The sequence below is a fragment of the Enterobacter chinensis genome (assembly GCF_034008295.1).
Taxonomy (GTDB): Bacteria; Pseudomonadota; Gammaproteobacteria; order Enterobacterales; family Enterobacteriaceae; genus Enterobacter; species Enterobacter chinensis.
On sequence record NZ_JARDVI010000001.1, the window covers coordinates 325920 to 350668 of the forward strand.

General features: G+C 55.4%; 25 protein-coding genes. 9 read left to right on the forward strand and 16 right to left on the reverse strand.

Annotated features, from left to right (window positions below):
- Nucleotides 1-87: 87 nt before the first annotated feature.
- On the forward strand, nucleotides 88-855 hold the full coding sequence (locus PYW49_RS01670) for an arylamine N-acetyltransferase family protein (RefSeq protein ID WP_320385444.1): 768 nt from the start codon (nucleotides 88-90) through the stop codon (nucleotides 853-855).
- Between the two features lie 22 nt (nucleotides 856-877).
- On the opposite strand, the gene PYW49_RS01675 is transcribed toward PYW49_RS01670, so the two are convergent.
- From PYW49_RS01675 to PYW49_RS01690, 4 genes are all read right to left on the reverse strand, one after another.
- Nucleotides 878-3955, reverse strand: coding sequence for an efflux RND transporter permease subunit (locus PYW49_RS01675; RefSeq protein WP_320385445.1), 3078 nt, complete (start codon nucleotides 3953-3955; stop codon nucleotides 878-880).
- A complete protein-coding gene (locus PYW49_RS01680) occupies nucleotides 3952-5100 on the reverse strand; it encodes an efflux RND transporter periplasmic adaptor subunit (protein ID WP_320385446.1) in 1149 nt (382 codons plus the stop codon). The genes PYW49_RS01675 and PYW49_RS01680 overlap by 4 nt, the downstream gene beginning before the upstream one ends.
- Nucleotides 5101-5178: 78 nt before the next feature.
- Complete coding sequence (locus PYW49_RS01685; protein ID WP_134350074.1) at nucleotides 5179-6375, reverse strand: sensor histidine kinase; 1197 nt, start codon at nucleotides 6373-6375, stop codon at nucleotides 5179-5181.
- The gene (locus tag PYW49_RS01690) at nucleotides 6372-7067 is read right to left on the reverse strand and encodes a response regulator (RefSeq protein WP_320385447.1); all 696 of its coding nucleotides are present in this window, start codon (nucleotides 7065-7067) and stop codon (nucleotides 6372-6374) included. The genes PYW49_RS01685 and PYW49_RS01690 overlap by 4 nt, the downstream gene beginning before the upstream one ends.
- Nucleotides 7068-7191: 124 nt before the next feature.
- Between PYW49_RS01690 and PYW49_RS01695 the strand changes: the two genes are divergently transcribed.
- Complete coding sequence (locus tag PYW49_RS01695) at nucleotides 7192-7977, forward strand: MipA/OmpV family protein (protein WP_320385448.1); 786 nt, start codon at nucleotides 7192-7194, stop codon at nucleotides 7975-7977.
- Nucleotides 7978-7989: 12 nt separating this feature from the next.
- Here the strand turns inward: PYW49_RS01695 and PYW49_RS01700 are convergent, their stop codons facing one another.
- Nucleotides 7990-8262 (reverse strand): hypothetical protein, encoded by a 273-nt coding sequence (locus tag PYW49_RS01700; protein WP_320385449.1) that lies wholly within the window; start codon nucleotides 8260-8262, stop codon nucleotides 7990-7992.
- 52 nt (nucleotides 8263-8314) lie between these two features.
- Entirely contained in the window at nucleotides 8315-8662 is a 348-nt protein-coding gene (yajD, locus tag PYW49_RS01705) for an HNH nuclease YajD (protein ID WP_006808895.1), read from the reverse strand.
- Nucleotides 8663-8840: 178 nt separating this feature from the next.
- Between yajD and PYW49_RS01710 the strand changes: the two genes are divergently transcribed.
- The gene (locus PYW49_RS01710) at nucleotides 8841-9866 is read left to right on the forward strand and encodes an LLM class flavin-dependent oxidoreductase (protein WP_320385450.1); all 1026 of its coding nucleotides are present in this window, start codon (nucleotides 8841-8843) and stop codon (nucleotides 9864-9866) included.
- A 110-nt stretch (nucleotides 9867-9976) separates the two neighbouring features.
- On the opposite strand, the gene PYW49_RS01715 is transcribed toward PYW49_RS01710, so the two are convergent.
- A complete protein-coding gene (locus PYW49_RS01715) occupies nucleotides 9977-11011 on the reverse strand; it encodes an AI-2E family transporter (RefSeq protein ID WP_134350079.1) in 1035 nt (344 codons plus the stop codon).
- 133 nt (nucleotides 11012-11144) lie between these two features.
- Here PYW49_RS01715 and PYW49_RS23420 point away from each other — a divergent pair, with 133 nt between their 5' ends.
- The 4 genes from PYW49_RS23420 to PYW49_RS01730 all read left to right on the forward strand — a co-directional run bounded on the left by PYW49_RS23420 (nucleotide 11145) and on the right by PYW49_RS01730 (nucleotide 14358).
- Entirely contained in the window at nucleotides 11145-11315 is a 171-nt protein-coding gene (locus PYW49_RS23420; RefSeq protein WP_455350753.1) for a protein YdgV, read from the forward strand.
- A 117-nt stretch (nucleotides 11316-11432) separates the two neighbouring features.
- On the forward strand, nucleotides 11433-11795 hold the full coding sequence (gene mdtJ / locus PYW49_RS01720; RefSeq protein WP_134350080.1) for a multidrug/spermidine efflux SMR transporter subunit MdtJ: 363 nt from the start codon (nucleotides 11433-11435) through the stop codon (nucleotides 11793-11795).
- The gene (mdtI, locus tag PYW49_RS01725; protein ID WP_047348730.1) at nucleotides 11782-12111 is read left to right on the forward strand and encodes a multidrug/spermidine efflux SMR transporter subunit MdtI; all 330 of its coding nucleotides are present in this window, start codon (nucleotides 11782-11784) and stop codon (nucleotides 12109-12111) included. The genes mdtJ and mdtI overlap by 14 nt, the downstream gene beginning before the upstream one ends.
- Before the next feature lie 84 nt (nucleotides 12112-12195).
- Nucleotides 12196-14358: a bifunctional diguanylate cyclase/phosphodiesterase gene (locus PYW49_RS01730; protein ID WP_320385451.1), complete on the forward strand. Its 2163-nt coding sequence runs from the start codon at nucleotides 12196-12198 to the stop codon at nucleotides 14356-14358.
- Between the two features lies 1 nt (nucleotide 14359).
- Here the strand turns inward: PYW49_RS01730 and PYW49_RS01735 are convergent, their stop codons facing one another.
- The 9 genes from PYW49_RS01735 to PYW49_RS01775 form a co-directional block, all read right to left on the reverse strand.
- Nucleotides 14360-15181, reverse strand: coding sequence for a trypsin-like serine peptidase (locus tag PYW49_RS01735; protein WP_134350082.1), 822 nt, complete (start codon nucleotides 15179-15181; stop codon nucleotides 14360-14362).
- 279 nt (nucleotides 15182-15460) lie between these two features.
- The gene (gene asr, locus PYW49_RS01740; RefSeq protein WP_059311270.1) at nucleotides 15461-15874 is read right to left on the reverse strand and encodes an acid resistance repetitive basic protein Asr; all 414 of its coding nucleotides are present in this window, start codon (nucleotides 15872-15874) and stop codon (nucleotides 15461-15463) included.
- Between the two features lie 166 nt (nucleotides 15875-16040).
- Nucleotides 16041-16580: a thioredoxin fold domain-containing protein gene (locus PYW49_RS01745; protein ID WP_166790963.1), complete on the reverse strand. Its 540-nt coding sequence runs from the start codon at nucleotides 16578-16580 to the stop codon at nucleotides 16041-16043.
- 164 nt (nucleotides 16581-16744) lie between these two features.
- Nucleotides 16745-18232 carry a carboxypeptidase M32 gene (locus PYW49_RS01750; protein ID WP_320385452.1) on the reverse strand — a complete coding sequence of 496 codons (1488 nt, stop codon included), beginning with the start codon at nucleotides 18230-18232 and terminating at the stop codon, nucleotides 16745-16747.
- Nucleotides 18233-18553: 321 nt separating this feature from the next.
- Nucleotides 18554-19474: a hypothetical protein gene (locus PYW49_RS01755; RefSeq protein ID WP_320385453.1), complete on the reverse strand. Its 921-nt coding sequence runs from the start codon at nucleotides 19472-19474 to the stop codon at nucleotides 18554-18556.
- 184 nt (nucleotides 19475-19658) lie between these two features.
- Nucleotides 19659-19988 (reverse strand): DUF1493 family protein, encoded by a 330-nt coding sequence (locus PYW49_RS01760; protein ID WP_134350085.1) that lies wholly within the window; start codon nucleotides 19986-19988, stop codon nucleotides 19659-19661.
- A complete protein-coding gene (locus PYW49_RS01765) occupies nucleotides 19988-20437 on the reverse strand; it encodes an STM2901 family protein (RefSeq protein WP_134350086.1) in 450 nt (149 codons plus the stop codon). Before PYW49_RS01765 ends, PYW49_RS01760 begins: the two co-directional genes overlap by 1 nt.
- A gap of 13 nt (nucleotides 20438-20450) precedes the next feature.
- The gene (locus tag PYW49_RS01770; protein ID WP_320385454.1) at nucleotides 20451-20933 is read right to left on the reverse strand and encodes an Hcp family type VI secretion system effector; all 483 of its coding nucleotides are present in this window, start codon (nucleotides 20931-20933) and stop codon (nucleotides 20451-20453) included.
- A gap of 173 nt (nucleotides 20934-21106) precedes the next feature.
- Nucleotides 21107-22360: an MFS transporter gene (locus tag PYW49_RS01775; RefSeq protein ID WP_320385455.1), complete on the reverse strand. Its 1254-nt coding sequence runs from the start codon at nucleotides 22358-22360 to the stop codon at nucleotides 21107-21109.
- 121 nt (nucleotides 22361-22481) lie between these two features.
- Between PYW49_RS01775 and PYW49_RS01780 the strand changes: the two genes are divergently transcribed.
- Entirely contained in the window at nucleotides 22482-23414 is a 933-nt protein-coding gene (locus tag PYW49_RS01780) for a LysR family transcriptional regulator (RefSeq protein WP_134350088.1), read from the forward strand.
- A gap of 94 nt (nucleotides 23415-23508) precedes the next feature.
- Entirely contained in the window at nucleotides 23509-24729 is a 1221-nt protein-coding gene (gene mlc / locus PYW49_RS01785) for a sugar metabolism global transcriptional regulator Mlc (protein ID WP_134350089.1), read from the forward strand.
- Nucleotides 24730-24749: the final 20 nt, after the last annotated feature.

A 24749-nucleotide genomic window follows, 5' to 3' on the forward strand; every position in this document is an offset into this window, starting at 1 on the left:
TTCAGGCTAATTTTCGATAAAACTGACTATACAGCCAATGATGCGCGCCATCTATAGTGTCCGGCATGTTCAGGACAAGGAGGCATTATGCACAGCGATAATTTCAACATTTCCACGTATTTCAAACGCATAAACTACACCGGGCCAGCGGCTGCCGACACGGCTACCCTGCATGCGCTGATGCGTCATCAGCTCTTTTCCGTCCCCTTTGAAAATCTGGACGTGCAGGCGGGCAAAGTTGTCTCGCTGGCGCCAGACGATATTGCCGATAAGGTATTAACGCAGGGGCGCGGCGGCTACTGCTATGAGGTGAACGGGCTTTTTGCCATGGCGCTGGCGGCGTTAGGGATACCTTACCGTTTCGTGGCGGCGCGCCCGATGTTCTACCCTGCTCGGCGGCCGAAAACCCATATGGCGCTCATCGCGGACGTGGATAGCCGCCAGTGGCTTTGCGACCTCGGGTTCGGCAGCTACGGCATCCGCGCGCCTATGGCGCTGGACACGCTTGATGTGGATATCACGCAGGATTTCGACACGTTTCGGCTAAGCCGCAGCGCGGAGGGTGAGTATCTGCTTGAGGCGAAGGTTGAGGGTGAATGGGCCCGGCAATACGGCTTCGATCTCACCCCCCAGGAGTGGATTGATTTCGTCCCGGCCAACTACCTTAACTCCACGCACCCGGATGCCATCTTTGTGCAAAAGCTGGTGGTAGTGCAGCATCGCCCGGAAGGACGCCAGATTTTACTGGGCGATGTGCTGAAAACCATCACGGCGAACGGCACTGAAACGCGGAAACTGGCGGAGGAGGACATCCGCCATGTCCTGAAAGACCGTTTTGCGCTGACCGCCGCGTAATCTGCCGGGAAGCGGTGGGGCCTCAGCACTGCCTCTCTTCTGGGGTTTTACGCTGAGCCCCCCACTGTAACAGCAGGCTAAACGACGCGGGTAATACGGTCAGCGTTACCAGCGTCGCAACCAGCAGCCCGCCGATAATGGCATAAGCCATTGGGCCCCAGAAGACCTGGTGAGAGATAGGGATCATCCCCAGAATGGCGGCACAGGCGGTCAGACAGATGGGTCTGGCCCGGTGCTCCGCGGCCGCCATAATCGCGGCATCGTTTGCCATCCCCTGAGCAAGATTGCTGTCAACTTCGCTAATCAATATCACCGCGTTACGCACGATCATCCCCGCCAGGGCGATGACGCCCAGCAGCGCCACAAACCCCATCGGCGTTCCGCCGGGCAGCATAGCCAGCACGATCCCCGGTAAACCAAACGGGGCCATCAGGAGCGCCAGCAGCATCCGGGAGTATCGCCGCAGCTGAAGCATCAGCAGCAACAGCATGATGACCAGCGTCACCGGAAGAACGGTAAAGACGGAGTTATTCCCCTTATCCGATTCGGCAGCCGCGCCGCCTTCGTCAATGCTGTAACCTGCCGGCAGGCTCGCGCGCAGCGTATCGACCGCCGGACGCAGCGCTGTCGATACCGCTTCAGCCCTCAGTCCCGGGGCAAGATCCGTTTGCACCGTGATAAAGGGCACGCGCTGCCGACGCCAGATGACCGGATCGTCCACGCCCCAGACCGGCGTCGCGACGGCGCTTAGCGGAATTTTTTTACCGTCATTCCCCTGAATCGTGAGCGAGGAGAGGGTGGCGGTGCTGTGACGCGCGCTGTCCGCGGCCCGGAGCACCACGTCAACGAGGCGATCGTTATCCCTGACCGAGGTAACAACGCTGCCGGACCAGACGGTATTCAGCGTGCGGGCCAGACTTTCTGATGAGATCCCCACCGCCCTGGCCGCCGTCTGATTCACCTCAAGGGTAATGACCCTCTCCGGCTCTCCGGCCGTCTGGTTAACGTCGCGGGATAACGGCGACCGGCCAATCGCGTCCGTGAGACGGTTCGCGAGCGCCCGGACCTGCTGATAATCCGGCCCGCTCACCCGGTATTTGATTGGCCAGCCGACGGGGGGCCCCAGCTCAAGGGGCGATACGCGCGTGATAATGTCGCTAAATTGCGTCGCCAGGATCCTGTTCAACTGCGTATGCAGACGATCCCGCGCCTCGAGATCTTTAGCCACCACAACCATCTGGGCGATATTTTCATTTTCCAGCAGCACGTCCATCGGCAGGTAAAAACGGATGGCGCCCGACCCGACGTAGGTAGAGTAGCGATCGATATTGCCGTTGCCGGCCAGCGCCTTTTCCAGCCTTTCCACCTGTCTTAGCGTCTCCTGCTGCGAGGCGTTGGCCGGAAGCGTCAGGCTGATCAGCAGCTCAGGCCGGTCGGAGGCGGGGAAGAACTCGCCCTGCATAAACGTCGTGCCGTACGCTGACAGCCCCAGCGCGGAAAGGGCGAACAGCACGGTAGCGAGCCGGTGACGCAGTGCCAGGCGCAAAAGCCGTCCGTACCCGCGCGCGATCCTGCCGGGGCCTGATGCACTATGTCTGATTTTTTCCGGCAACAGCCACGTCCCCGTCAGCGGCGAAAACAGGATCGCGACAGCCCAGGAACAGAGCAGGGCAATGAGCACCACCGCAAACAGGGAAAAGCAGTATTCACCGGCGCTGGAGGCCGCGAAACCAACGGGAATAAAACCGGCAATCATCACCAGAGTACCGGTGAGCATTGGAAATGCCGTCGTCCGGAAGGCCCAGGTGGCCGCGTGCAGGCGGGAATCCCCGGCTTCCAGCCGGGAGACCATCGTTTCTACGGCAATCATGGCGTCATCCACCAGCAGACCCAGCGCAATGATCAACGCCCCGAGCGAAATGCGCTGAAGGCCGATGCCGGCGAGCATCATGCCGGCAAACGTCATGGCCAGCACCAGCGGGATGGCCGTCGCCACCACCAGCCCTGCCCGTAAACCCAGCGAGACAAATGAGACCGCCAGCACGATAACAACGGCTTCGATAAGCACCCGGATAAAACCGCTTACCGCGTCACTGACCACCGCCGACTGATCGGCGACTTTCACCATCTCTATACCGTGCGGCAGCCCGGCGCTGAGGGCCGCCATTTTGGCATTCAGCGCCGCACCGAAACGCAGCATGTTGCCCGTCGGCGCCATCGACACCGCCAGCCCGATCGCCGGTTTGCCGTTCACCCGGTAAGCGGGGGCCGGCGGCTCGGCGGTTTCCCGCGTGACGGTGGCAATGTCGGTCAGCGGAATATAGCGATTGTTAACGTGCAGCGTGACGGCGCGTAAACTCTCTTCGGTCGAGAGCGCCCCGCTGACCTTTATGGCGATATTCTCCTGTCCGGTGCGCATAATCCCTGCCGGGACAACCGCGTTTTGCGCCCGGAGGGCATCGGCAACCTCCTGAATATCGAGCCCCATACCGGCCAGACGCGCCGGAGAAAAGGCGAGGACCCACTGCTCCTGCTGTTCGCCCAGCAGGGTGGTTTTGCCCATATCCGGCACGGACATGAGCTCCCGACGTATTGTTTCTGCGCGATCCTGGACCTCACGCAGGGTGAAACCCTCGGGAATAAAGGCATAAATGGTGCCGAACGTGTCGTCAAACTCGTCGTCAACGGCAGGGCCCTGCACCCCTTCAGGCAGGGACGGCGCGATGTCCTGCATTTTCTTGCGAACCTGATACCAGATGCCCGGCACGTTTTGCGGGGGCGTATCGTCACGAAGGTTGACGTGGATAACGGTGCGTCCGGCATGAGTTTCACTTTCGAGATAATCCAGCCAGGGCGTTTCCTGCAGCTTTTTCTCAAGGGTATCGGTCAGCAGACGGGTGGTATCCGCCACGGATGCTCCCGGCCACTGCGCGGAGACGACGGCCGTTTTAATGGTGAATGCCGGATCTTCGTTACGCGGCAGCTTCTCATAGCAGAACACGCCCATCGCAATGACCAGCAGCATGAAAAAACTGACCATCTGCTGGTTCTTAAGCGCCCAGGCGGACAGGTTAAATTTCGCTTCCGCGCCTGCGCTCATGGCTGAACCTCCCCGGGCACCACCGGCTCGCCGGAACGTAATGTGCTCACGCCAGCCGTAATAACCCTGTCGCCGGGCCTAAGGCCGGAGGCAATCATGACGGAGGTGGCCGTATAGCTGGCGGGCACCACCACGCGCAGCTGCGCCTGCGACTGCGGGGTGATCACAAAAACCGCCGGTTTGTCGCCGGCGCGGCTCAGCGCCGACGCGGGCAGGGTAAACCCGTGCGGAGCGGTGGAAGGCAACGTAACGGTGACGCTGGCGCCCAGCGCAATGGCCGCTGGCGGGTTTTGCAGGGTGGCCCTGACGCGCCAGGTGCGGGTCTGAGGATCGGCCTGCGGGGTGATATCCCGCAGCGCGGCAGACGCCTGAACTGACGGGTCGCTGAGGAGGGAAACCTGCAACTCCGCCTTGTCCAGAGGCGGGACCGCATCGGGCGTGGCAATATCAAACACCACGTCGCGGGCTTCACCGGTCGCCAGCGTCAGCACAGACTGACCGGCGCTGACAACCTGCCCCGCAGACGCGCTTACGGCCGTGATCGTGCCCGTTTGCGGGGCGATCAGGCGCGTCCAGCCCAGGCTTTCGCGTGCGTTACGCCATGCAGCCTCGCTGCTTTTTAAGCGCGCGCTGGCGACAAGCCAGTCCGCACGGGCGCTGTCGAGCTGCGTGCGGGCTATCGCGCCTGTTGGCATGAGCTTTTGCATTCGACTGACGTTAAGCGCGGCGACCTGCGCAGAGGCTTTAGCGCCTTCATAGTCGGCCGCGGCGCTGTCGAGCTGGTTTTGCCCGGTCGTATTATCAAGCGTGGCCAGCAGCTGTCCGGCGGTGACCCGATCGCCAATATCGACGCTACGCGTCAGTATCCGGCCTCCGGTGCGAAAGCTCAGCGTCGTTTCATCGTGGGCATGGATTTCACCGGTTCTTTCCAGCGCGGGAAGCGATTGGGCGGCGCCCACGACGACGTACCGTACCGTACGCACAGGGGCTGGCTGATTTTCGTGTTTATCACCACAGCCGGTCAGCGGAAAAATCGCCAGCGCAATCAGCGCCAGGGGAAGAAAATGCAGCCAGGAAAGGGTGCGCGCCACGCCGTACAAATGATGCAGGCAGTGGCGGAGGGAGAGAATAAATTCGTCTGACATAACGCCGCTCCATAAAGGTGATGGCGTTATTAAATGCGCGCTACGTCGAGAAAGATTCGATGTTGTGTCAAGGCTTTATCAAGAGTGAAGATTTTCATTATCGGACGGATGCCAGGGCAATAAAATGCGCACCGCGAGGCCGCCTGATTCCGGTAATGACGCGCTAATCTCCCCCCCATGCGCCTGACAAATCGCCCGGGCGATGGACAAACCGAGGCCGCTGCCGCCGGAGTGCCGTGCGCGGGACTGCTCCTCGCGGCTAAAACGTTTAAACATTTCCGGTAAGAACTGGGGCGAGACGCCCGGCCCGTCATCGGTAAATTCGAGGGTGTAATGCCCGCGGGCGTAGTGCAGCGCCACATCAAGGTGGCCGCCTTCGCGTCCGTAACGTAGCGCATTTTCCATAAGGATGGTAATGACCTGGCCCATCCGGAACGCATCGCCCCGGAAGGGGCAGGTGTGCGGGTTACGCAGCGTTATTCTGAAATGATGCGCATCGGCCTGGGGCATGATCCAGGCAGCCCGCTCCTGAATCAGCTCATCCAGACAGAACGGCTGGTCCTCCAGCACAAGGTTACCCGCATCGGCCAACGAGATAAGGTGGAGCTCATCGGTGAGACGATTGAGGTGCTGGAGCTGCTTCATGACCATTTCCAGCTGCGCGGGGCTGGCATCAAACACACCGTCTAACATGCCCTGCATCCGCCCGATGGCGGCCGTCAGGGGCGATCGCAGCTCGTGTGCCATCGCCACGTGTGAGGCGCGGAGCTCTTTTTCATAGCGGGCGAGTCGTCCCGTCATGGAGTTAAAGTCCGTCGCGAAGCTGACCATTTCCGCCGGCGCATCCTTGATGAGCTCTGCCTGACGGCCAAATTGCCCTTCGGCGACATCCTTTGCCGCATCACGAAGTCGGCTGAACTGCAGCGCCAGCGGCCGGGCGTGTTTTAGCCCCATCACCACAATAAACGGGATCATCACCAGCACTAGCAGCGCCACCGTGGCCCAGTCCGCCGAAGCGATGGACGGCGTGGAATAGCTCAGGCCCCACCAGGTATCCACAATCGTGTGGAAACGGGCCGGGTTGAGCTGCGGGTTCTGGCTGAGGGTAAGAAACTCTTGTCGGACCGCCGCCGGCATCCTGCCCATTATCCAGTAGTTCTGGACCGCATAACGCAGCCACATACAGGTCGCAATGACAATCACGCTGCCGATGGCCAGGGCTAATATGCGCGCGCAAATCCAGCGCCACAGAGAGGAGTGCCGGTGTTTTATCATGGCTGTCTGAACCTGTAACCTACGCCGCGAACATTGATCAGCACGCCGGAAATACCGCCAGCCTCGAGTTTTTTGCGCAGGTTATAAATATGGGTGTCGACTACGCGCTCCAGCGCCTCGCTTTCCGGCAAACAGTGCTCCAGTAAATACTGGCGGGAAAACGGGTACGCAGGAGAACGCAGCAGCGTTGCCAGAAGAGAGAATTCCGTTGGCGTAAGATCGAGCATTACAGGCGCGTCGTCGCCGTTATCCACGCTCGCCACAATGGCGGCGACATCCACCGCCAGCGTTTGCCAGCGAAGGATCTTTTCCTCTGTCTCTTTTTTACTGCTGCGTCGCAGTACCGCCTGCACCCGCGCCACCACTTCGCCCGGATGATAAGGTTTAACAACATAATCATCGGCACCGTACCGCAGGGCACCAATGCGATCGGGGGTATCTCCCATGGCCGTAACCATGATCACCGGCACGTCGCTTTTACGACGCAGGCCAGTCAGCACTTCGGTGCCGTTAAGCCCCGGCAGCATCACATCCAGCAGGATGAGGTCGGGTTTCCACCGCTGCGCCATCTCCAGCCCGGAAAGACCGTCTCCGGTAATGGTCACGTCGTAATTTTCACGCCGTAAATAGGCTTCGAGCACGCCAGCCGCGTCGGCGTCATCTTCAATAATCAGTACTCTTCTGGACAACATCCGTTCTCCTTGACCGTTTCTTAACACTATCCCGACGATTCATTGATTTTGGCAAATCATACTGCGCCAACATTGTGTGGCCGCCCCTGTTTCAGGAGACGCCAGCGTCTGTATGGAGAGCAGTATGATAGCGATAAAAAAAGTCCTGTATATGTCCGTCCCGCTTCTGATGGTCGTGGCATCCGGCGCGCAGGCGGATGATGGCACCGCGTCCGATTCCTTAACAGTTGGGCTGGGAGGGCAGTACGCCCCCCGTTACTCAGGCTCAGACAAGCAGGTGTGGCAGGTGGTTCCGGTGCTGCAGGGTCGTCATGGCGCTTTCTTTATTGATGCGCAAAAAGGGGTGGGATATGACCTGCAAAACGACAGCGGTTGGTACTTCGAACACACGCTGGGCTACGACTTCGGAAGGGCTGAGAAAAATTCTGGCTGGCGTGAGGGCGCAAACAATCTGAAAGGGATGGGTGACATTGATGCCACCCTGAATACCGGCCTTGCCGTCGGCTGGCAGGCAGCGCCCTGGCTGAGCGTTGAGGGCAGAGCCACGCTGCCGTTAACGGACAGCCAGGGGGGAAGCTATCAGGCCTCCGTGACGCTGATCCCGGTACAAAATAACCAGGACACGATCGCCTTTCAGTCCGCGGCCCTGTTTGGCGACAGCCGTTATCTGAATACCTGGTATGGGGTCAGCGAGCAGCAGAGCCGCCGCACCGGCTATAGCCGCTATGCTGCGCCGGGTGGATTTTATGGCGTCGATACCAGTCTGACCTGGAGCCATCAGTTCGATGCTCACTGGGGGACAGTCCTGAGCGCGGACTATACCTGGCTTGGCGACCATGCGAATGACAGCCCGATTGTGATGCGGCGCAATGAGGGGGCTGCAACCGCCGCTATCACCTGGACATTTTAACCAGGGAAAGGGTCAGGCAAAGAGTCCCTTAATAAGCATCCAGAAAAGAGAGAGCAGGCAGAGGATTTGTACCGTTCGCAATGACCACAGCTGAAAACGCCATTGATAGCGCTCCCGGGCATCGGCTTCTGCGATCGGGTCTGCGGCGGCGTCCGCGGCGTTTTTCCTTATGCGGCGCAGAAAATCATGACACAGCCAGACCAGAAGTATGAAGGCAATGATTCTGGAGAAAAGTAAACCGTAGGCGGTATAAAACATATCCCAGTAGCAACTGAGGGTGTCCATGGCCTTTTTCCTTTCCTGAGCCGCCCATACGGCAGATATGGGCGGTGAACGATTATTTCTTCTTATTCATCATCGCTTTTAAATCAGCAAAGGGATTAAACGTGGCGACGCCCACGTCTTTTTGCGCGTCTTCCCCGGCAACCACGGTGGTACCGTACTGATCCGCTTCGGTGTATTTCGAATGTTCGTGATCGTGGCAAAACAGGCACAGCAGCTCCCAGTTGCTGCCATCTTCCGGGTTGTTGGTATGGTCGTGATCGATATGGTGAACCGTGAGTTCACGCAGATTGGAATAGACAAACTCGCGCGAGCAGCGTCCACACACCCATGGATAGATTTTTAATGCTTTTTCGCGATAGCCGCTTTCCAGCCGCGCGTAGTTTTTGGGGATCAAAGCCATTGCCGATTTTACCTGCCATAAAAAGAGTGGGGAATATTATATCCCATTATGGAACGTAATGACGAACCCCTCAATTCAATCAATTTATTTGAATCATTCCGTTAAATAAACGCCGTTTATTCTCTCCAGATACTGCGTAAAGTAGATAGTACGCAAAGCATTATCAGGACACATGGTTATGAAAAAGATCGGGTTTTTATCCTTTGGTCACTGGACACCCTCGCCGCAGTCCGGCACGCGCTCAGCGGCAGACACGCTGCTGCAGTCCATCGATTTAGCCGTGGCGGCTGAAGAGCTGGGGGCCGACGGCGCGTACTTTCGCGTGCACCACTTCGCCCGACAGCTTAGCTCGCCGTTCCCTCTGCTGGCCGCCATTGGCGCAAAAACGAAAACCATCGAAATCGGTACGGGCGTGATTGATATGCGCTATGAAAATCCGATGTACATGGCCGAGGATGCGGGCGCGGCGGACCTGATTTCCGGCGGGCGTTTGCAGCTTGGCATCAGCCGGGGCTCTCCGGAGCAGGTAATTGATGGCTGGCGTCATTTCGGCTATGTGCCGCAGGAAGGGGAAAACGAGTCGGATATGGCGCGCCGCCATACCGAGGTGCTGCTTGAGGTGCTGCGCGGTGAAGGGTTTGCCAAACCGAATCCACAGCCGATGTTTCCGAATCCGCCGGGGCTGCTGCGTCTGGAGCCTTATTCAGAAGGGCTGCGCGAGCGGATCTGGTGGGGTGCCGGTTCAAATGCGACGGCCGTATGGGCCGCGAAACTCGGAATGAACCTGCAAAGCTCAACGCTGAAAGACGATGAAACCGGTGAGCCGTTCCATATTCAGCAGGCAAAACAGATCCGCGCGTACCGGCAGGCCTGGAAAGATGCGGGGCACACGCGCGAGCCGCGGGTATCGGTTAGCCGCAGCATTTTTGCACTAATGGACGACCGTGACCGGATGTACTTCGGTGCCAGCCGCAACGACAGCGATAGCGTGGGTTACCTGGATGAGAAAACGCGCGCTATCTTCGGGCGCAGCTATGCCGCGGAGCCTGACAAGCTGGTTGAACAGCTGAAAAAGGACGAGGCGATTGCCGAAGCCGATACGCTCTTACTGACCGTCCCGAACCAGCTGGGTGTGGATTATAATGCGCACGTGATTGAGTCCATTCTCAAGCATGTCGCACCGGCAATGGGCTGGCGCAAGTAGTCGCTCCGCTTTCAGCCGTGAGATCGTTATGGAAAGACCCTCTGGTCTCGCCGTTTTGGCGAGCCAGTGGGTACACCGTAACCTTGCTGTACCCACTGGCGGACTGACCGCTATTGATGGCTCATATCGCTCAGCAGCACGGCGATACTTTGCCCACCCGCCGTCTGTTCAAGGCCAATTTTGACGATGATGGTCAGCGGGACGGAGAGCAGCATCCCAACGGGGCCGAGCAGCCAGCCCCAGAATATCAGGGACAAAAAGACCACCAGCGTGGACAGTCCCAGGCCCCGGCCCATCATTCGTGGCTCAAGAATGTTACCGAACACCAGATTGATGACCAGATAGCCGGCCAGCAGGATCAGCGCGTCATAAAGCCCGCTGAAAACCAGCACCTGAAGAATAGGGGGGATCGCCGCCAGCACGGACCCGATGTTAGGAATATAGTTAAGCGCGAACGCCAGTAATCCCCAGACGAAGGCAAAGCGAACGTCCAGGGCCAGGAGCATCACCCAGACGACACCGCCCGTGACCAGGCTAATGGCCGTTTTCAGCACCAGATAGCGGGAAACGCTGTCCAGCGCGCGTTGAATCGCCCCCATCCCTTCAGCCGGACGGACCATCATCTGCTGCAGCTTTGCCGGCAGCTGAGGCACCTCCAGCAGCATGAACACCACCGTTAAAAACAGCAGAAAAATAGACGTCATGGCATTGGAAAGCTGCGCCAGCAGGCTGGTGACGATAGTCATGGCCGCATTCGGGTCGATATATTTCAGGAGCTCCTCAACCGAGACTTCGATACCCGCGCGCTGCAGCCAGGGTTCAAGCTGCAGCAGCGGTATCGCCAGCGAAGAGCGGTATTTCGGCAGCGTTCGCGCCAGTTCATTTAGCGAGGTCCCGAGATACGCCACCAGCAAGACCATCGCCACAATAATGATGCTGATAAGCAGCGTGATAGCCAGCACGCGTGGGATGCGCAGGCGCGTCATGCGCTGTACCAGCGGGTTCAGGATCACCGCAATAAACAGCGCCAGAATAAAGGGCACAATAATGTCGGCGGCAAAGCGAACGCCTGTCAGTATAATCACCAGCATGCCCAGCATGATGACAATTTTTAACCCGTTCAGGGTAATGATGGGTTTAGCCATGGTGACTCCGTATTTTTCTTTATATTTATAATAAAGGCGAAAGGCGATGCAATAAACTAACCAAAATCAAACGGGGTGGGTAAAGAATTGCAAAGACTTTGAGTAAAATCCTGGCTTATGGTACAAATTTGGTGTGTTTAACTACCGAGGACAATTTTCATCCGCAAAGACGAGAAGCAACAACGCGGATAATTGTAATTTTATGGACAATCTGTTCAGGACGTACGCTTCAAACAACACCGCTGTATTTTTCACCTCCTTCTTCCTGCTTTCTGGTGAGCAACACTGGCGCACCGCACTATAGTCATATCTTCTGCCTGAGCTGGCGCTAAGCGCTTAGCTGTCTGATTTCAATTCGTATTTTTTGGTTTGCTGCTCGCAGCGGGCCACGATGGATTATATTCTCAAGCAGGAGAAAAACATGTTTTACTGGATTTTATTAGCCCTGGCGATTATCGCTGAAATTACCGGCACGCTGTCGATGAAATGGGCAAGCGTCAGCGATGGCAACACCGGTTTTATTTTAATGCTGGTGATGATTTCACTTTCTTATATTTTCCTCTCGTTTGCGGTGAAGAAAATCGCGCTGGGCGTCGCGTATGCGCTGTGGGAAGGGATCGGTATTTTGTTGATTACGCTGTTCAGCGTGCTGATATTTGACGAAACATTAACAACAATGAAGATCGCCGGGTTAACGACGCTGGTCGCGGGTATTGTGCTGATTAAATCGGGCACCCGTAAGCCTGTCAAACAGCAGAAGGAGCAGAACCATGCAACAGTTTGAGTGGGTTCATGCGGCCTGGCTGGGGCTCGCCATCGTGCTGGAAATTCTGGCGAACGTCCTGCTTAAATTCTCCGATGGTTTTCGCCGTAAAATATACGGCCTGCTGTCAATTGCTGCGGTTCTGGGGGCGTTCAGCGCCCTTTCCCAGGCGGTAAAAGGTATCGATCTGTCGGTGGCCTATGCGCTGTGGGGTGGTTTTGGTATCGCCGCCACGCTGGCTGCAGGCTGGGTGCTCTTCGGCCAGCGTTTAAATAACAAGGGCTGGATAGGACTCATATTGCTGCTTGCCGGCATGATCATGATAAAACTCGCCTGACAGACCTCAAGCCATTATTTACAGGCAGCGAAATTCGCTGCCTGTATTACTCTTAGAAAAGCAAAACATTGAAGAGGATGGCTGATGTATCGCACATTAAGCTGGCGCAATATTCCCACCGCGAGAACGTTGTTTGCCATGGTCTTCATGGCGGGGATCGGCTTAATCATCTCCATCGTCGCGCTTCTCTATCTTTCCCTGCACCTTATCAGCACGAAAACCAATGAAATTGACGAACACCGCTCGGCGCTTTCCGTGCAGGGTGCCATTCAGACATCGGTTAACCGCGTCTCCTCTCTGGTACTCGATAATGCCGTCTGGGACGATGCGGTGCGGGAGGCCTACCGTTCAGTGCTCGATACCGACTGGTTGTATAACACCTGGGGCGCTGGCTTTAAAATCAACAATCTCTATGACGGTACCTTTGTGCTTGATGAACATTTCAATGTCATCTGGGGATCGTTTCAAAGCCAACACTTCAACGAGACCAACCTCGACTTCTTTGGCAAAGGCCTCAAAGCGCTTATTGACCAGCACAGGCGATCGCTCTCTGGTGAAAAAAATATCTATGCGGGGATCAGCCAGACGCGCCACGGTGTCGCCTTTGTCGGAATAGGGCTGATTCGCCCGATGGTCGGAAGATTACAGGTGACCGATGGAACGCGCCGCTATCTGGTGATTACCCGTCATCTGAACGCCAAAATATTATCCGACCTGGGGGCGACCTTTCAGATTGATAACCTCAACTATTCTCCAGGCAAAATCAACGATCGCAGCATGCCGCTGCGCAGTGCTGCGGGGGAGTTAGTCGGGTATCTGAACTGGCAGGCGCGGCTTCCGGGCGCGCAGGCCGCCCGGGCGGCATCTTCTGACATCCGGCAGATTGTGGTGCTGGCGTCGGCCCTGATCCTGCTGTTTATTCTGGTGAGCAGCGTGGGGCTCTACAAGCTTGCGCGCGGAGAAAGCCAGGCGCGTCTGGTCGCAAGAACGGACTGGCTAAGTCATCTGCCGAACCGGCGTGCGCTCATCGAGGCGCTGGATCGGGTGAGTTTACGCTGTGATATCGACGTCAAAAGCGTGGTGTTTATCGATCTGGATGGCTTTAAAGACGTGAATGACATCTACGGCCACAGCGTGGGTGACGATCTCATCGTGGCGATTGCGAAAACGCTGAGTGAACGCGTGCCGCCGGGCGGGATGCTGGCGCGAATGGGCGGGGATGAATTTGCCATGACTATCGGCGGTGATAAGGCCGAGGCAGAGGCCACCGCCTTTGCCGTTTCCGTGCTGGATTTTCTCACCACCCCCATTCATCTGGGGGAACGCACCATCCATATTGGTGCCAGCATCGGTATCGCCAGCGGAACCCTGATTGAGTGCAACAGCACCGAGCTGTTTCGCCGCGCCGATATTGCCATGTATCACTCCAAAATGAGCGGGAAAGGGCGTATCACCCACTACGACGCGGAGCTGAACAGCGCCAGGGAACGCAAGCTGGCGATTGAAAATCAGATCCGCCACGGTCTGGAGCGCGATGAGTTTGAGGTCTGGTATCAGCCGATTATTGACGCCCGCAGCCAGAAAATGAGCAGCGTCGAAGCGCTGGTCCGCTGGCCGCGTCGCCCGGACGGGCCGTTAGGCCCGGATACCTTTATCGCCATTGCGGAAACCAGCGGTCTGATTTACAAACTGGGCCAGTTTGTTCTGCAGCGGGCCTGCCAGGATCTGCAGCCGTACGGTGACTTAAAGCTCTCCGTGAATATCTCTCCCGCACAATTTCGCGATCCTGCCTTCGAAGAAAAAGTGGCCAGCGTGCTGGAGACCACCCGTTTCCCGGCTAACAGGCTCCAGCTTGAGGTCACAGAGTCCTATGTGCTGGAAAATCCTGAGCGTGCCCGCATGGCAATCGCCAATCTTAAAGCGCTGGGCACCGCGGTGGCGCTGGATGACTTTGGCACCGGTTATTCAAGCATTGGGTATTTGCGGCGTTTTAACTTCGACACCATCAAGATTGATAAATCGCTGGCCGGGCTGGTGGATAACGATGAACAGGCGGCCGCGCTGGTGAGCGGCACGGTGCGGATCGCCAATGCGCTGGGCATGGCGGTGGTCGCAGAAGGGGTAGAAACCGAGAAGCAAATGAAACTGCTGCGGCTGGCTGGCTGCGATCAACTGCAGGGTTTTTGGTTCAGCCAGCCGATGCCGATTGAGTCAATCAGGGCGTTACATCAGGTCAGAAGGTGTTGATTTACTGCTGTGCCAGCGCTTCGAGCTGGTCGCGGAAACCGGTAACGGACAGGGCCCGGTTATCTGCGCGCCATCTGTCTTTCGCCGCCGGCGCAGAGCTCTGGACACCAATCAGCTGCCAGCCCTTATCCGTTTTCAACATCAGCGGTGAGCCGCTATCGCCCGGCAGCGTATCGCACTGATGCGAAAGCACGCTGGTTTGCGCCCAGCCCGTCACAATACAGTCGGTATGCGTATAAAGCGTATCCAGATGATCGACAGGGTAGCCTGATTGGGTCACCTTCCGGTCGGCGGCTTTCAGCGCGGCGGTGAGGGCGGCTTTGTCGCCGTCAAATAACGGCAACGGCGTAATGCCGGAAGGCGGGTAGCGTAAAATGATCAGACCAAAATCCCATGAGGCGGCCGCCGGTGGCACTATCCAGCCGTCACCATCCGGTTTCAGGCGCTTGCCAAGAGAGGGATCAACCCGGCCTTCAATGCCGTGGATTTCATAGCGCCAGATGCCTTTTTGCGACACAAATCGCAAGGCAACCGCTTTATCCGGCTTGCCGTTTGGTGGGGTTAGCAGACAGTGGCCTGCCGTCAGGGCAAGCTGCGGGGTGATCAGTGTTGCAGTACATAAGTTACCGCTGGCGGTTTCCAGTTGGCCTATAGCGTCCCAGGGTGCCTGGGTCGGGTCGGTGACGCGCGTGCGATCGTCATGACCGAAAAAAAGCGTCTTTAGCTCTTTCGCGCTAATGGTGTCATCACCGCCATCATCCGCATGTGAAAATCCAGAAAAAAGACCAAACGTTCCCAGTAACAACACAACAGATTTACGCATATCACACTCTGGTGGGGGTAATTATGATTATTAAAAGTGAACCCTATGAAAATACTATAGACGGGACAGCGCTAAAGTGGGAGTAAAATCAGCGTGCTACAATCAGGAAAGATAAAAATGGCTTGCGATGAGCGCGCATAAAATAAGCAGGATCAGAATCAGCTCAAACCGATAGCGTCGCAGCATACGCCCTCCGGATAAAAAAAACGGCGCGGAACCTGTTCCGGTTCAGCGCCGGTTTACCAACGTGCCCCGTAAGGCACGGTTAAGCTTGTACTCTTACGCAGCTGGCTGTGCAGCTGGTTTAGCAGCTTCGTGTTTTACTGCTTTTTTGTGATGCTTTTTAGCAGCCTGAGCTTTCTGTTCTACGGCCGGTTTGGTCGCTTTTTTGTGTTTGTGGTGCTTTTTAGCAGCCTGCGCTTTCTGCTCTACAGCCGGTTTAGCGGCTTTTTTGTGGTGTTTTTTGGCAGCCTGAGCTTTTTGCTCGGTTGGTGCTGCGGTTGCTGGTGCAGCGGCTTCTTTTTTCGCTGCAGCTTTGTGGTGTTTCTTATGGTGAACCGCTTTTGCTGGCGCAGCGGTGGTGGTTGCAGCAGGCGCGGCAGCCGGTGCAGCAGTTGCGGTAGTGTCAGCAGCAAATGCAGCAGAAGACAGACCCATAGCAGCGGCAACAACCAGAGCTAATACTTTATTCATTCTCATACCCTCGAATTTGGTTTTTCATTTAACCCCACTGCGGGGCCGTTGAAATAACTATATCCCTGTAAACTCGGGGTTTCCGTGAGTGATTGGTATCGGCGTGTAACGGAATGTACAGAGGGGAAAAAAGGTGTACGAACAGGCACGTTCGTACACGCGAGGGCTATTTCTTTAGCGCAGCCAGAATTGCAGCCGGTGGCTGGCTGCCAATAATCGAGCGTGATTCTGGCTCGATGACCACCATGAACGGTGTGATGTTGATGCCCAGCCTTTCAGCCAGAGCAGACTGGCGAGTGACCCGGTCGGAACAGGCAGGCGTTGTTTCGTTATCCGGTAAAAATCCCGTCATCGCTTTCTGCAGGCTTTTGACCTTATCGGTTGAACACCAGACGCGCCCCATATCCTCAATGACCGAGTCGCGAATAGGTTTAGGGGCAACGGTCAGAAACGACATGGTCAAGCCGGCATCCGTATACTGCTTCACGTTTTTCACCACGTTGCTGCAGTAAACGCACTGGTTATCAATAAACACCAGCAGCTTGTATTTTTCTGCGGGAGCCTGAAATGTGATGGGCTGGAGATCTGCGAGAGAACGGGTGATATCGTTATATGCTTCTAGCGGGGTGTTATCCGTGGCGGCGAAGGTACTTAAACTCGTCGCGCACAGTACGGCTAACGCCATCGTTTTCATTATGCCTTTCATTATTCATCCCTTTATTTATTTTTTAACCCTGGCCTGATAGCGGTTTAATTATGTAGCCAGGATTAAACTACATACCTCAAGTGAGATCGCAAAGGAATGTGCAGAATCATATTCTTATGTAGAAGAGCAAAGAAATTGCCGGAGCGCACTCCGGCAGGGGGGAATTACAAATAACGGGAGGTCAGATGTTCGCGGAAGTAACGGATATTCAGATCTTCACCCGTCGCCTGGGTAATTAACTGCGACGTGGTAAAGCGGCTACCGTGCTGCCAGATGTTCTGACGCAGCCACTCGAAGAGGGCGGAAAAATCGCCCTCTGCAATGGAGGCCTGTAGACCCGGCAGCGCGGTACTGGCGGCGTGGAACAGCTGCGCGGCATACATAGCTCCCAGCGTATAAGACGGGAAGTAACCAAAACCGCCGTCGGTCCAGTGAATATCCTGCATACAGCCGTTGCGGTAGTTGTCTTTGGTTGATAACCCAAGCCAGGCCTGCATCTTCTCATCCCACAGGGCGGGAATATCGTCCACCTCGATTTCGCCGTTGATCAGCGCCCGCTCAATCTCATAGCGCAGCACCACGTGTGCCGGGTAGCTCACTTCGTCCGCATCGACGCGGATATAGCCCGGTTTTACGCGCTGGTTCCAGGCAATAAAGTTCTCTTCGCTGAACGCCGCCTGGCTGCCAAAGCGGGCATGTACCGCAGGGAGAAGATGTTTGAGGAAGGCTTCACTGCGTCCCAGCTGCATCTCAAAGAACAGGCTCTGCGATTCATGGATCGCGGTTGAGCGGGCCAGCGCAATCGGCTGTCCTGCCCACGCGCGCGGCAGGTTTTGTTCGTAGCGCGCGTGTCCGGTTTCGTGGATCACGCCAAACAGCGCGCTGAGCAGTTCATCCTCGTCATAGCGCGTGGTGATGCGCACGTCCTCCGGTACGCCGCCGCAGAACGGGTGCGCACTGACATCCAGGCGACCGCCGTTAAAATCGAAGCCGAGCATCTTCATGGCTTCCAGGCCCAGCTCGCGCTGTGTTGCGGTCGGGAAGGGACCTTGCGGGGGAACAAACGACCGTTGAGCCTGTTTTTCCACCACGTTTGCCAGCAGGTCCGGTAGCCAGGATTTCATATCACCGAACAGAACGTCCAGACGGGCGCTGGTCATGTCGGGCTCAAAAATATCCAGCAGCGCATCGTAAGGTGTACACCCTTTGGCTTCGGCCCGCAGACGAGCCTCTTCGCGGCTGAGCTTGACCACCTCTTTCAGGTTGGCGGAAAAGCCCTGCCAGTCGTTAGCGGGGCGCTGAGTGCGCCAGGCATGTTCACACTTGCTGCCCGCGAGGGATTTGGCTTCCACCAGCGATTCCGGCAGCAGCGAGGCCTGCTGATATTGACGCGTCATTTCGCGCAGGTTGGCCTGTTCAACGTCATTCAGATCTTCACCTGCCGCTGCAGTCAGCAGGTCGCCCACTTTTTTATCGGTCAGGATCTGGTGTTGCAGGACGCTCATCTCCGCCAGCGCCTCACCGCGTGCGGCACTGCCACCTGGCGGCATCATCGTAAACATGTCCCAGCTGGCGATGGAGGAGAGGTGGGAGAAGCGGGAGAGGCGCTGAAATACTTTTACAAGCTGTTGGTATTGCGGGGTTTTTTGCATTCTACATCGTCCTTCTAAGTGGGAGTGTTCTAAGGAGCATTCGTGAATAGTAACAAACATTCAACACAATCCCTGCACATTTCCTTCACTGAAAGAGATGGGTATGTATGGAGGAAAAGACACTCTAAACAGATGCTGTGGGTACCGGATTCAGTTCGATATCACATACTCGGTCATGCGCACACCACCACGTCAGACCGTGTGTATAAGACCAGACAGCCGTTGAAACAGATGCTTCTGGCGTTAAATAAGGCCACAGTGATGTCTAGACAAGTCCAGTAAGGAAGGAAGGGGGGCGAAACTCCCCCCGCTGTGCTTTAGTTATCTCTCGTAATTATATTTTTTCAAAACAGTTGCCTCTGACATGCCTGTGTATTCAGACATCGTTTTATAGTTAGGCTTCACTATTGGTTTCAAACAGTTTAAAAATGCTTGTTGCTTATTGTGATAGGTAGGAAGGTGTCCCCACTCTTTGATTTTACTCAGTTCAATGTTGCTCTCAGCAATCTTCGGAAACTCCAGGAGAAATTGATGTAATTCATCAAGGACATAATCAGTTAAAGAAATTGCTGATTCTGTTATATCTACAAATCCACCGCAGAGTTCATCACCAAGCATTTTTCGTACTAAATTCACGTCCCTGTATTCCAAGATACCAACTTGAGACATAACCTCTTTAACCCTTTCATTGATATGGTTTCTTTTACGCAGAAGCTCCATAACTTGATTGTAGTTTTCAAACATCGCGCCAATCTTGACAACATTTCTCCAGGATTTACGCAACTCATCTATTGAAGGTTGCTTAATTTTTCTTCTTAAAATGCGATGAAGGAATGTCCATTTTATCTTTTGCCAAAGACTCTTATTTGCTGTGGGTCTAGTCCTAATGAAAAAAAGCTCATGAGCATTGAATTTAACATCTTCGAGCTTGGTGACTATTGTGGGGAATTCTCCCGCCCTTACCAGCGGGACGTCTGATGAGATGTGCTCGTAATTTGACTTGATTGCTACCAGCTTTGCCAGACATCCATGTGCTAATACAAAAACTTGGTTTGCTGCTACAAAATTGTCTCTGGCAATGTTTTTTAACTCTTGACGTTTGCTTATGCGAACAGCGGAAAGACCACCCAGTAGTGCACCAAAAAGAGCAATCACAAAAGGAAGAACATAGTCCTTAAGATAATCGGGTTTTGGTTGAAGTGCTGATATAGCCTTGGCAATAAGCTCTGCATCATGACTCATCACTTTGATTCCTCATCCTGCATACGTTTCATCCATTCAGCATGGCATGTCATGAGTTGTTGATAAGCTGATGTTTTTTCCATTCTTGTTCTTCCTTATCGTGTTGGGAGTGTTCAGGGAGTGTAACGTGATTTAGGGAGGATTAATGCATTTTTGATACAAGGGGCGTGAAGCCCCTTATCAGTCAGTCGTAGAGCCACTTGCCTGCTTTTGCGGACTCTGCAAACATTCTTACGGTCAACGGGATGCGGGTTGCTTCAACTTCTTCCCGCTTCAGCTTGAACCAGCGATCTAACAATGGGGTATTCTGCCAGGGAAAATAACGAGACCAGTTCACGCCAGACAAATCCACGTTAAACTCTTTCTCGTATCGGTTTAATGCATCATGAAAGTCATCCCCCGGGGAACCAAATAAATCAGAATCAAGTTCCAGAGGAACTTCTTTCCAGTCTTTATCCAGATAGCCAGGAATTTCATCCCGAAACATAAATAACACGTCGTCTACGATGCTCATCAGAAAAATGTCCACGCTATGCGGTCTTTTGGTCGTGCAATCAAATTGTATTTTTCTTGCGTACGTGTTGAAACTCGATGAAGAGTCAGTGCAAGCGAGGTCCATCCTAGCCAGGGGATGTAACGACCAATTACCGCAGCGAGTTTGTTAGTTGGCTGCATTCTGACTCCAACGGGAGTGGGAATTTTAATCCCGAAAGGGAGACGTGCGTCCCGTAAAATTATTCGCGCGTACTTTGAAACAACGCTCGTCCCCAGGATAGCACCTTCAGGTTTTGCCCGAGTACCTAGCCATGGTTGCCCGCCCAAAATAGCCGCGCCTGAAACGGCATCTATCCCCAACTCCATACAGAACTCCTCCAGAAAAATGATCTCAAGTAACTCACCTGGAGTGAGGTTTGAATGGCCTCTGTAGAAGTAGGTTCCGTTAATCTCTTCCGTAGTATCCATACCAATACCCCAGTTACGCTGTCGCCCGTTCATTCCATGCGTCAGAGAAAATGATATTGCCGTCGTTATGTTTCCACGTAATTTTCTCATAGCGCAATTCAACCGTTTCGAGGTGGTTGTTATTATTATCGCCCGGCGCGGCCATTGCAGGTGATACCGCAACAATCCGCACGCCTTCCAGAAGAATATTGAAGTACTCAGCTTCAAGACCTGCGTCATTAATTTTATAGAATTTGAGTTCGGCTTTTTGTAGAGCCTGACCTGTCGCGACCGCTTTATAGAGATAGGGTGATGAGTAATCGAATTCCTTTACGATCATCATCGGGGAGTGGATGCGTTTACCCGTAGGTTTACCTGTCAGGTTATCGGTGGGAGTCGAAAGATTGTGGTGAAATCCTTTGAACTCAATGCTGTATTCCCTGTGCTGCACATCACAACCACCTTTAATCAGTGCACCACCGTCATCGAATAACCACATATTGCCTGGAATAGCCATTTTAAAACCCTTCTTTTCTTAGGATGGAGTCGATGAGCTTACAAAAAGAGGGAGGGGCGATAAATGCACGAAATGGCTATAATTAATTGATTTTTCTAAATTTTAAATTAAGCGTGACTAACGTAAGAAACGACCCCCCGCACAATTACGCTCATGCGGGGGATAGCGTTTGTTTATTTCAAACGCTGATGCAAACTCCCTCCCACCAGCAGCGCCGCGCACAGCATCAGCGCAATAAACCCGCCCACCCCGTTCCAGCCGTAGTTATGCCAGAACACACCGCCGAGCGTCCCGGCGATGCTGGAACCCAGATAATAGCTAAACAGATACAGCGACGATGCCTGTCCTTTGGCGCGACGCGCGCGCGGACCAATCCAGCTGCTGGCGACCGAGTGGGCGGCGAAGAACCCCGCGGAGAAGAGCAGCATTCCGGCAAAAATTAGCCACAGGGAGGAGAAGAGCGTCAGCAGCAGGCCGAGCAGCATCATCGCCGTGAAGAACAGCATGACCGGGCCGCGCCCATAGCGTGCGGTCATCGCCCCGGCTTTCGGCGAACTCCAGGTGCCGGTCAGGTACGCCACGGAAAGCAGGCCGACCACCGCCTGGCTCAGATGCCACGGGGAGAGCATCAGGCGATAGCCAATATAGTTAAACAGCGTGACGAAGGAGCCCATCAGCAGGAAGCCTGCCAGAAACAGGCGCGGTAGCCCCTTGTCGCGCCAGTGCAGGCGGAAGTTGATAAACAGCGTTTTTGGGCGCAGGGAGGTAGGACGGAAATGACGAGACTCCGGCAGAATTTTCCAGAACATCAGGGCTGATGCCAGCGCGAAACAGCCGATGACCGCCAGCGCAATACGCCAGTTAAAGAAGTCCGTGAACACCCCGCTCAGTAGGCGTCCGCTCATACCGCCAATCGAGTTTCCGCTGATGTAAAGCCCCATAGAAAAGGCAACAAAGCTCGGGTGGATCTCCTCGCTAAGATAGGTCATCCCGACCGCTGCCACGCCGCTGAGCGATAACCCAATCAGCGCGCGCATTACAAGAATACCGTGCCAGCTGGTCATCATGGTCGAAAGTAACGTACAGACCGAGGCCAGCATCAGGGCGGTCACCATCACCGGTTTACGGCCAATGGCATCGGACAGCGGGCCGGTAAAGAGCAGGCCAATCGCCAGCATACCGGTAGAAATGGAGAGGGAAATGCTGCTGCTGGCAGGCGATACGCCAAACTCATGAGAGAGCACGGGCAGGATCGGTTGAACGCAATAGAGCAGGGCGAAAGTGGCCAGACCGGCGGAAAAGAGCGCCAGCGTGACGCGCATAAATTGGGGGGTACCACGTTTAATGAACTGAACCGGCTGCGATGTTGCAGGTAAATCATTGATATCTCTGGCCGGATCGATATCAATAGTAGTTGTACGACTCACACAATTTCCTTGCTTAAACATCCCCGTGATTTCTGGTGACGGGTATGACCACATGTTCAGGGTAGGAAAATGTAAATATTCTGTCTAATATATTAATAATCTCAAATGATACTTTAAAAATATGAATATCGAGCTGCGTCATCTTCGCTACTTTGTCGCCGTCGCTGAAGAGCTGCATTTTGGCCGCGCGGCGGCGCGGCTGAATATCTCTCAGCCACCGTTAAGCCAGCAGATTCAGATCCTCGAACAGCAGGTCGGGGCGCGTCTACTGGCCCGTACTAACCGCAGCGTGAGCCTGACGGCGGCGGGAAAGCAGTTTCTGAACGACAGCCGACAAATCCTCAGCATGGTCGAGGATGCCGCCGCCCGGGCAGAACGGCTGTATCTCGGGGAAGCCGGAGAGCTGCGAATCGGGTTTACCTCATCCGCACCGTTTATCAGCGCCGTCTCGGAGACCCTGTCGTCATTCCGTCGTCACTTTCCGGATGTTCATATTCAGACGCGTGAAATCAATACCCGCGAGCAGATTGCACCGCTGAATGAAGGTTCTCTGGATCTGGGGCTGATGCGCAATACCCAGCTGCCGGACACGCTGGCGTGGGAGGTGATCCTGCGCGAACCGCTGATGGCCATGATCCCACACGATCACCCGCTGGCGTCGCGTCCGTCGGTTTCGCTGGCAGAGCTCGCAAAAGAGCCGTTCGTCTTTTTTGACCCGCAGGTCGGGACGGGGCTGTATGACGATATTCTGGGTCTGATGCGCCGCTACGATCTTGCTCCTGTCATCACCCAGGAAGTCGGGGAAGCGATGACCATTATTGGTCTGGTCGCCGCCGGGCTGGGCGTGTCTATTCTCCCGGCCTCCTTTAAACGGGTACAATTACGCGAAATGCGCTGGGTGACCATCGCCGAAGAGGATGCCGTTTCAGAGATGTGGCTGGTCTGGTCAAAACATCGTGAACAGGGCCATGCCGCACAGCGCTTCAAACAGCAGCTAATTAACGCCTCTGCTGGCCGATATTTTCAGGCGAAAGGGGGTAAAAATGTGCGGTAAATCACATGGCTAAGTAAATATTTGACGGCAACCATGCAAGTGCTTCACCATAGCTAACAGTTTATTTCGAAGCTCGAAAATAAGGGAGTACGAGGTGGTTGCTGATAGTCAGCCAGGGCACATCGATCAGATTAAGCAGACCAACGCCGGCGCGGTATATCGCCTGATTGATCAGCTTGGTCCGGTTTCGCGTATCGATCTTTCGCGCCTGGCACAGCTGGCACCCGCCAGTATCACCAAGATTGTCCGCGAAATGCTGGAAGCGCACCTGGTTCAGGAAACGGAAATTCAGGAGCCGGGCAGCCGTGGCCGTCCGGCCGTCGGGCTGGTGGTTGAGACGGAAGCGTGGCACTACCTGTCGCTGCGCATCAGTCGGGGCGAGATCTTCCTCGCACTGCGCGATCTGAGCAGCAAGCTGGTGGTGGAAGACCGGCTTGAACTGCCCCTCAACGCGGAAGAACCGCTTCTCGACGCGATTGTCACTCACATCGATCACTTCTTTATTCGCCATCAGCAGCGGCTTGAGCGCTTAACGGCGATTGCCATCACCATGCCGGGCATTATTGATACCGAGAATGGCATCGTTCACCGCATGCCGTTTTATGACGATGTCAAAGAGATGCCGCTGGGCGAAGTACTGAAAAACCACACCGGCGTGCCGGTCTATATTCAGCATGACATCAGCGCATGGACCATGGCGGAGGCGCTGTTTGGCGCATCCCGCGGTGCGCGGGATGTGATTCAGGTGGTCATCGACCATAACGTCGGGGCGGGCGTGATCACCGACGGACGTCTTCTCCACGCCGGAAGCAGCAGCCTGGTGGAAATTGGCCACACCCAGGTCGACCCGTACGGCAAGCGCTGCTACTGCGGGAACCACGGCTGTCTGGAGACCATTGCCAGCGTGGAGAGCGTGCTGGAGCTGGCGCAGGTGAGGCTCGGCCAGTCCATGAGCTCCTCGCTGCACGGACAACCCTTAACGGTGGATTCCCTCTGCGCCGCAGCGCGTCAGGGCGATCTGCTGGCGAAGGACATTATTACCGGCGTGGGGAATAACGTTGGCCGCATTCTGGCCATTATGGTGAACCTCTTTAACCCGCAAAAAATCCTCATTGGCTCGCCGCTCAGCCAGGCGGCGGAGATCTTATTCCCGGCGATCTCGGCCTGTATCCATCAGCAGTCGCTTCCCGCCTACAGCAAAAATATTGCGGTAGAAAGCACCCAGTTTTCCAACCAGGGTACGATGGCCGGCGCGGCGCTGGTCAAAGACGCCATGTATAACGGCTCGCTGTTGATCCGCCTGTTACAGGGTTAACTCTTTTCCGCAGATGTAAG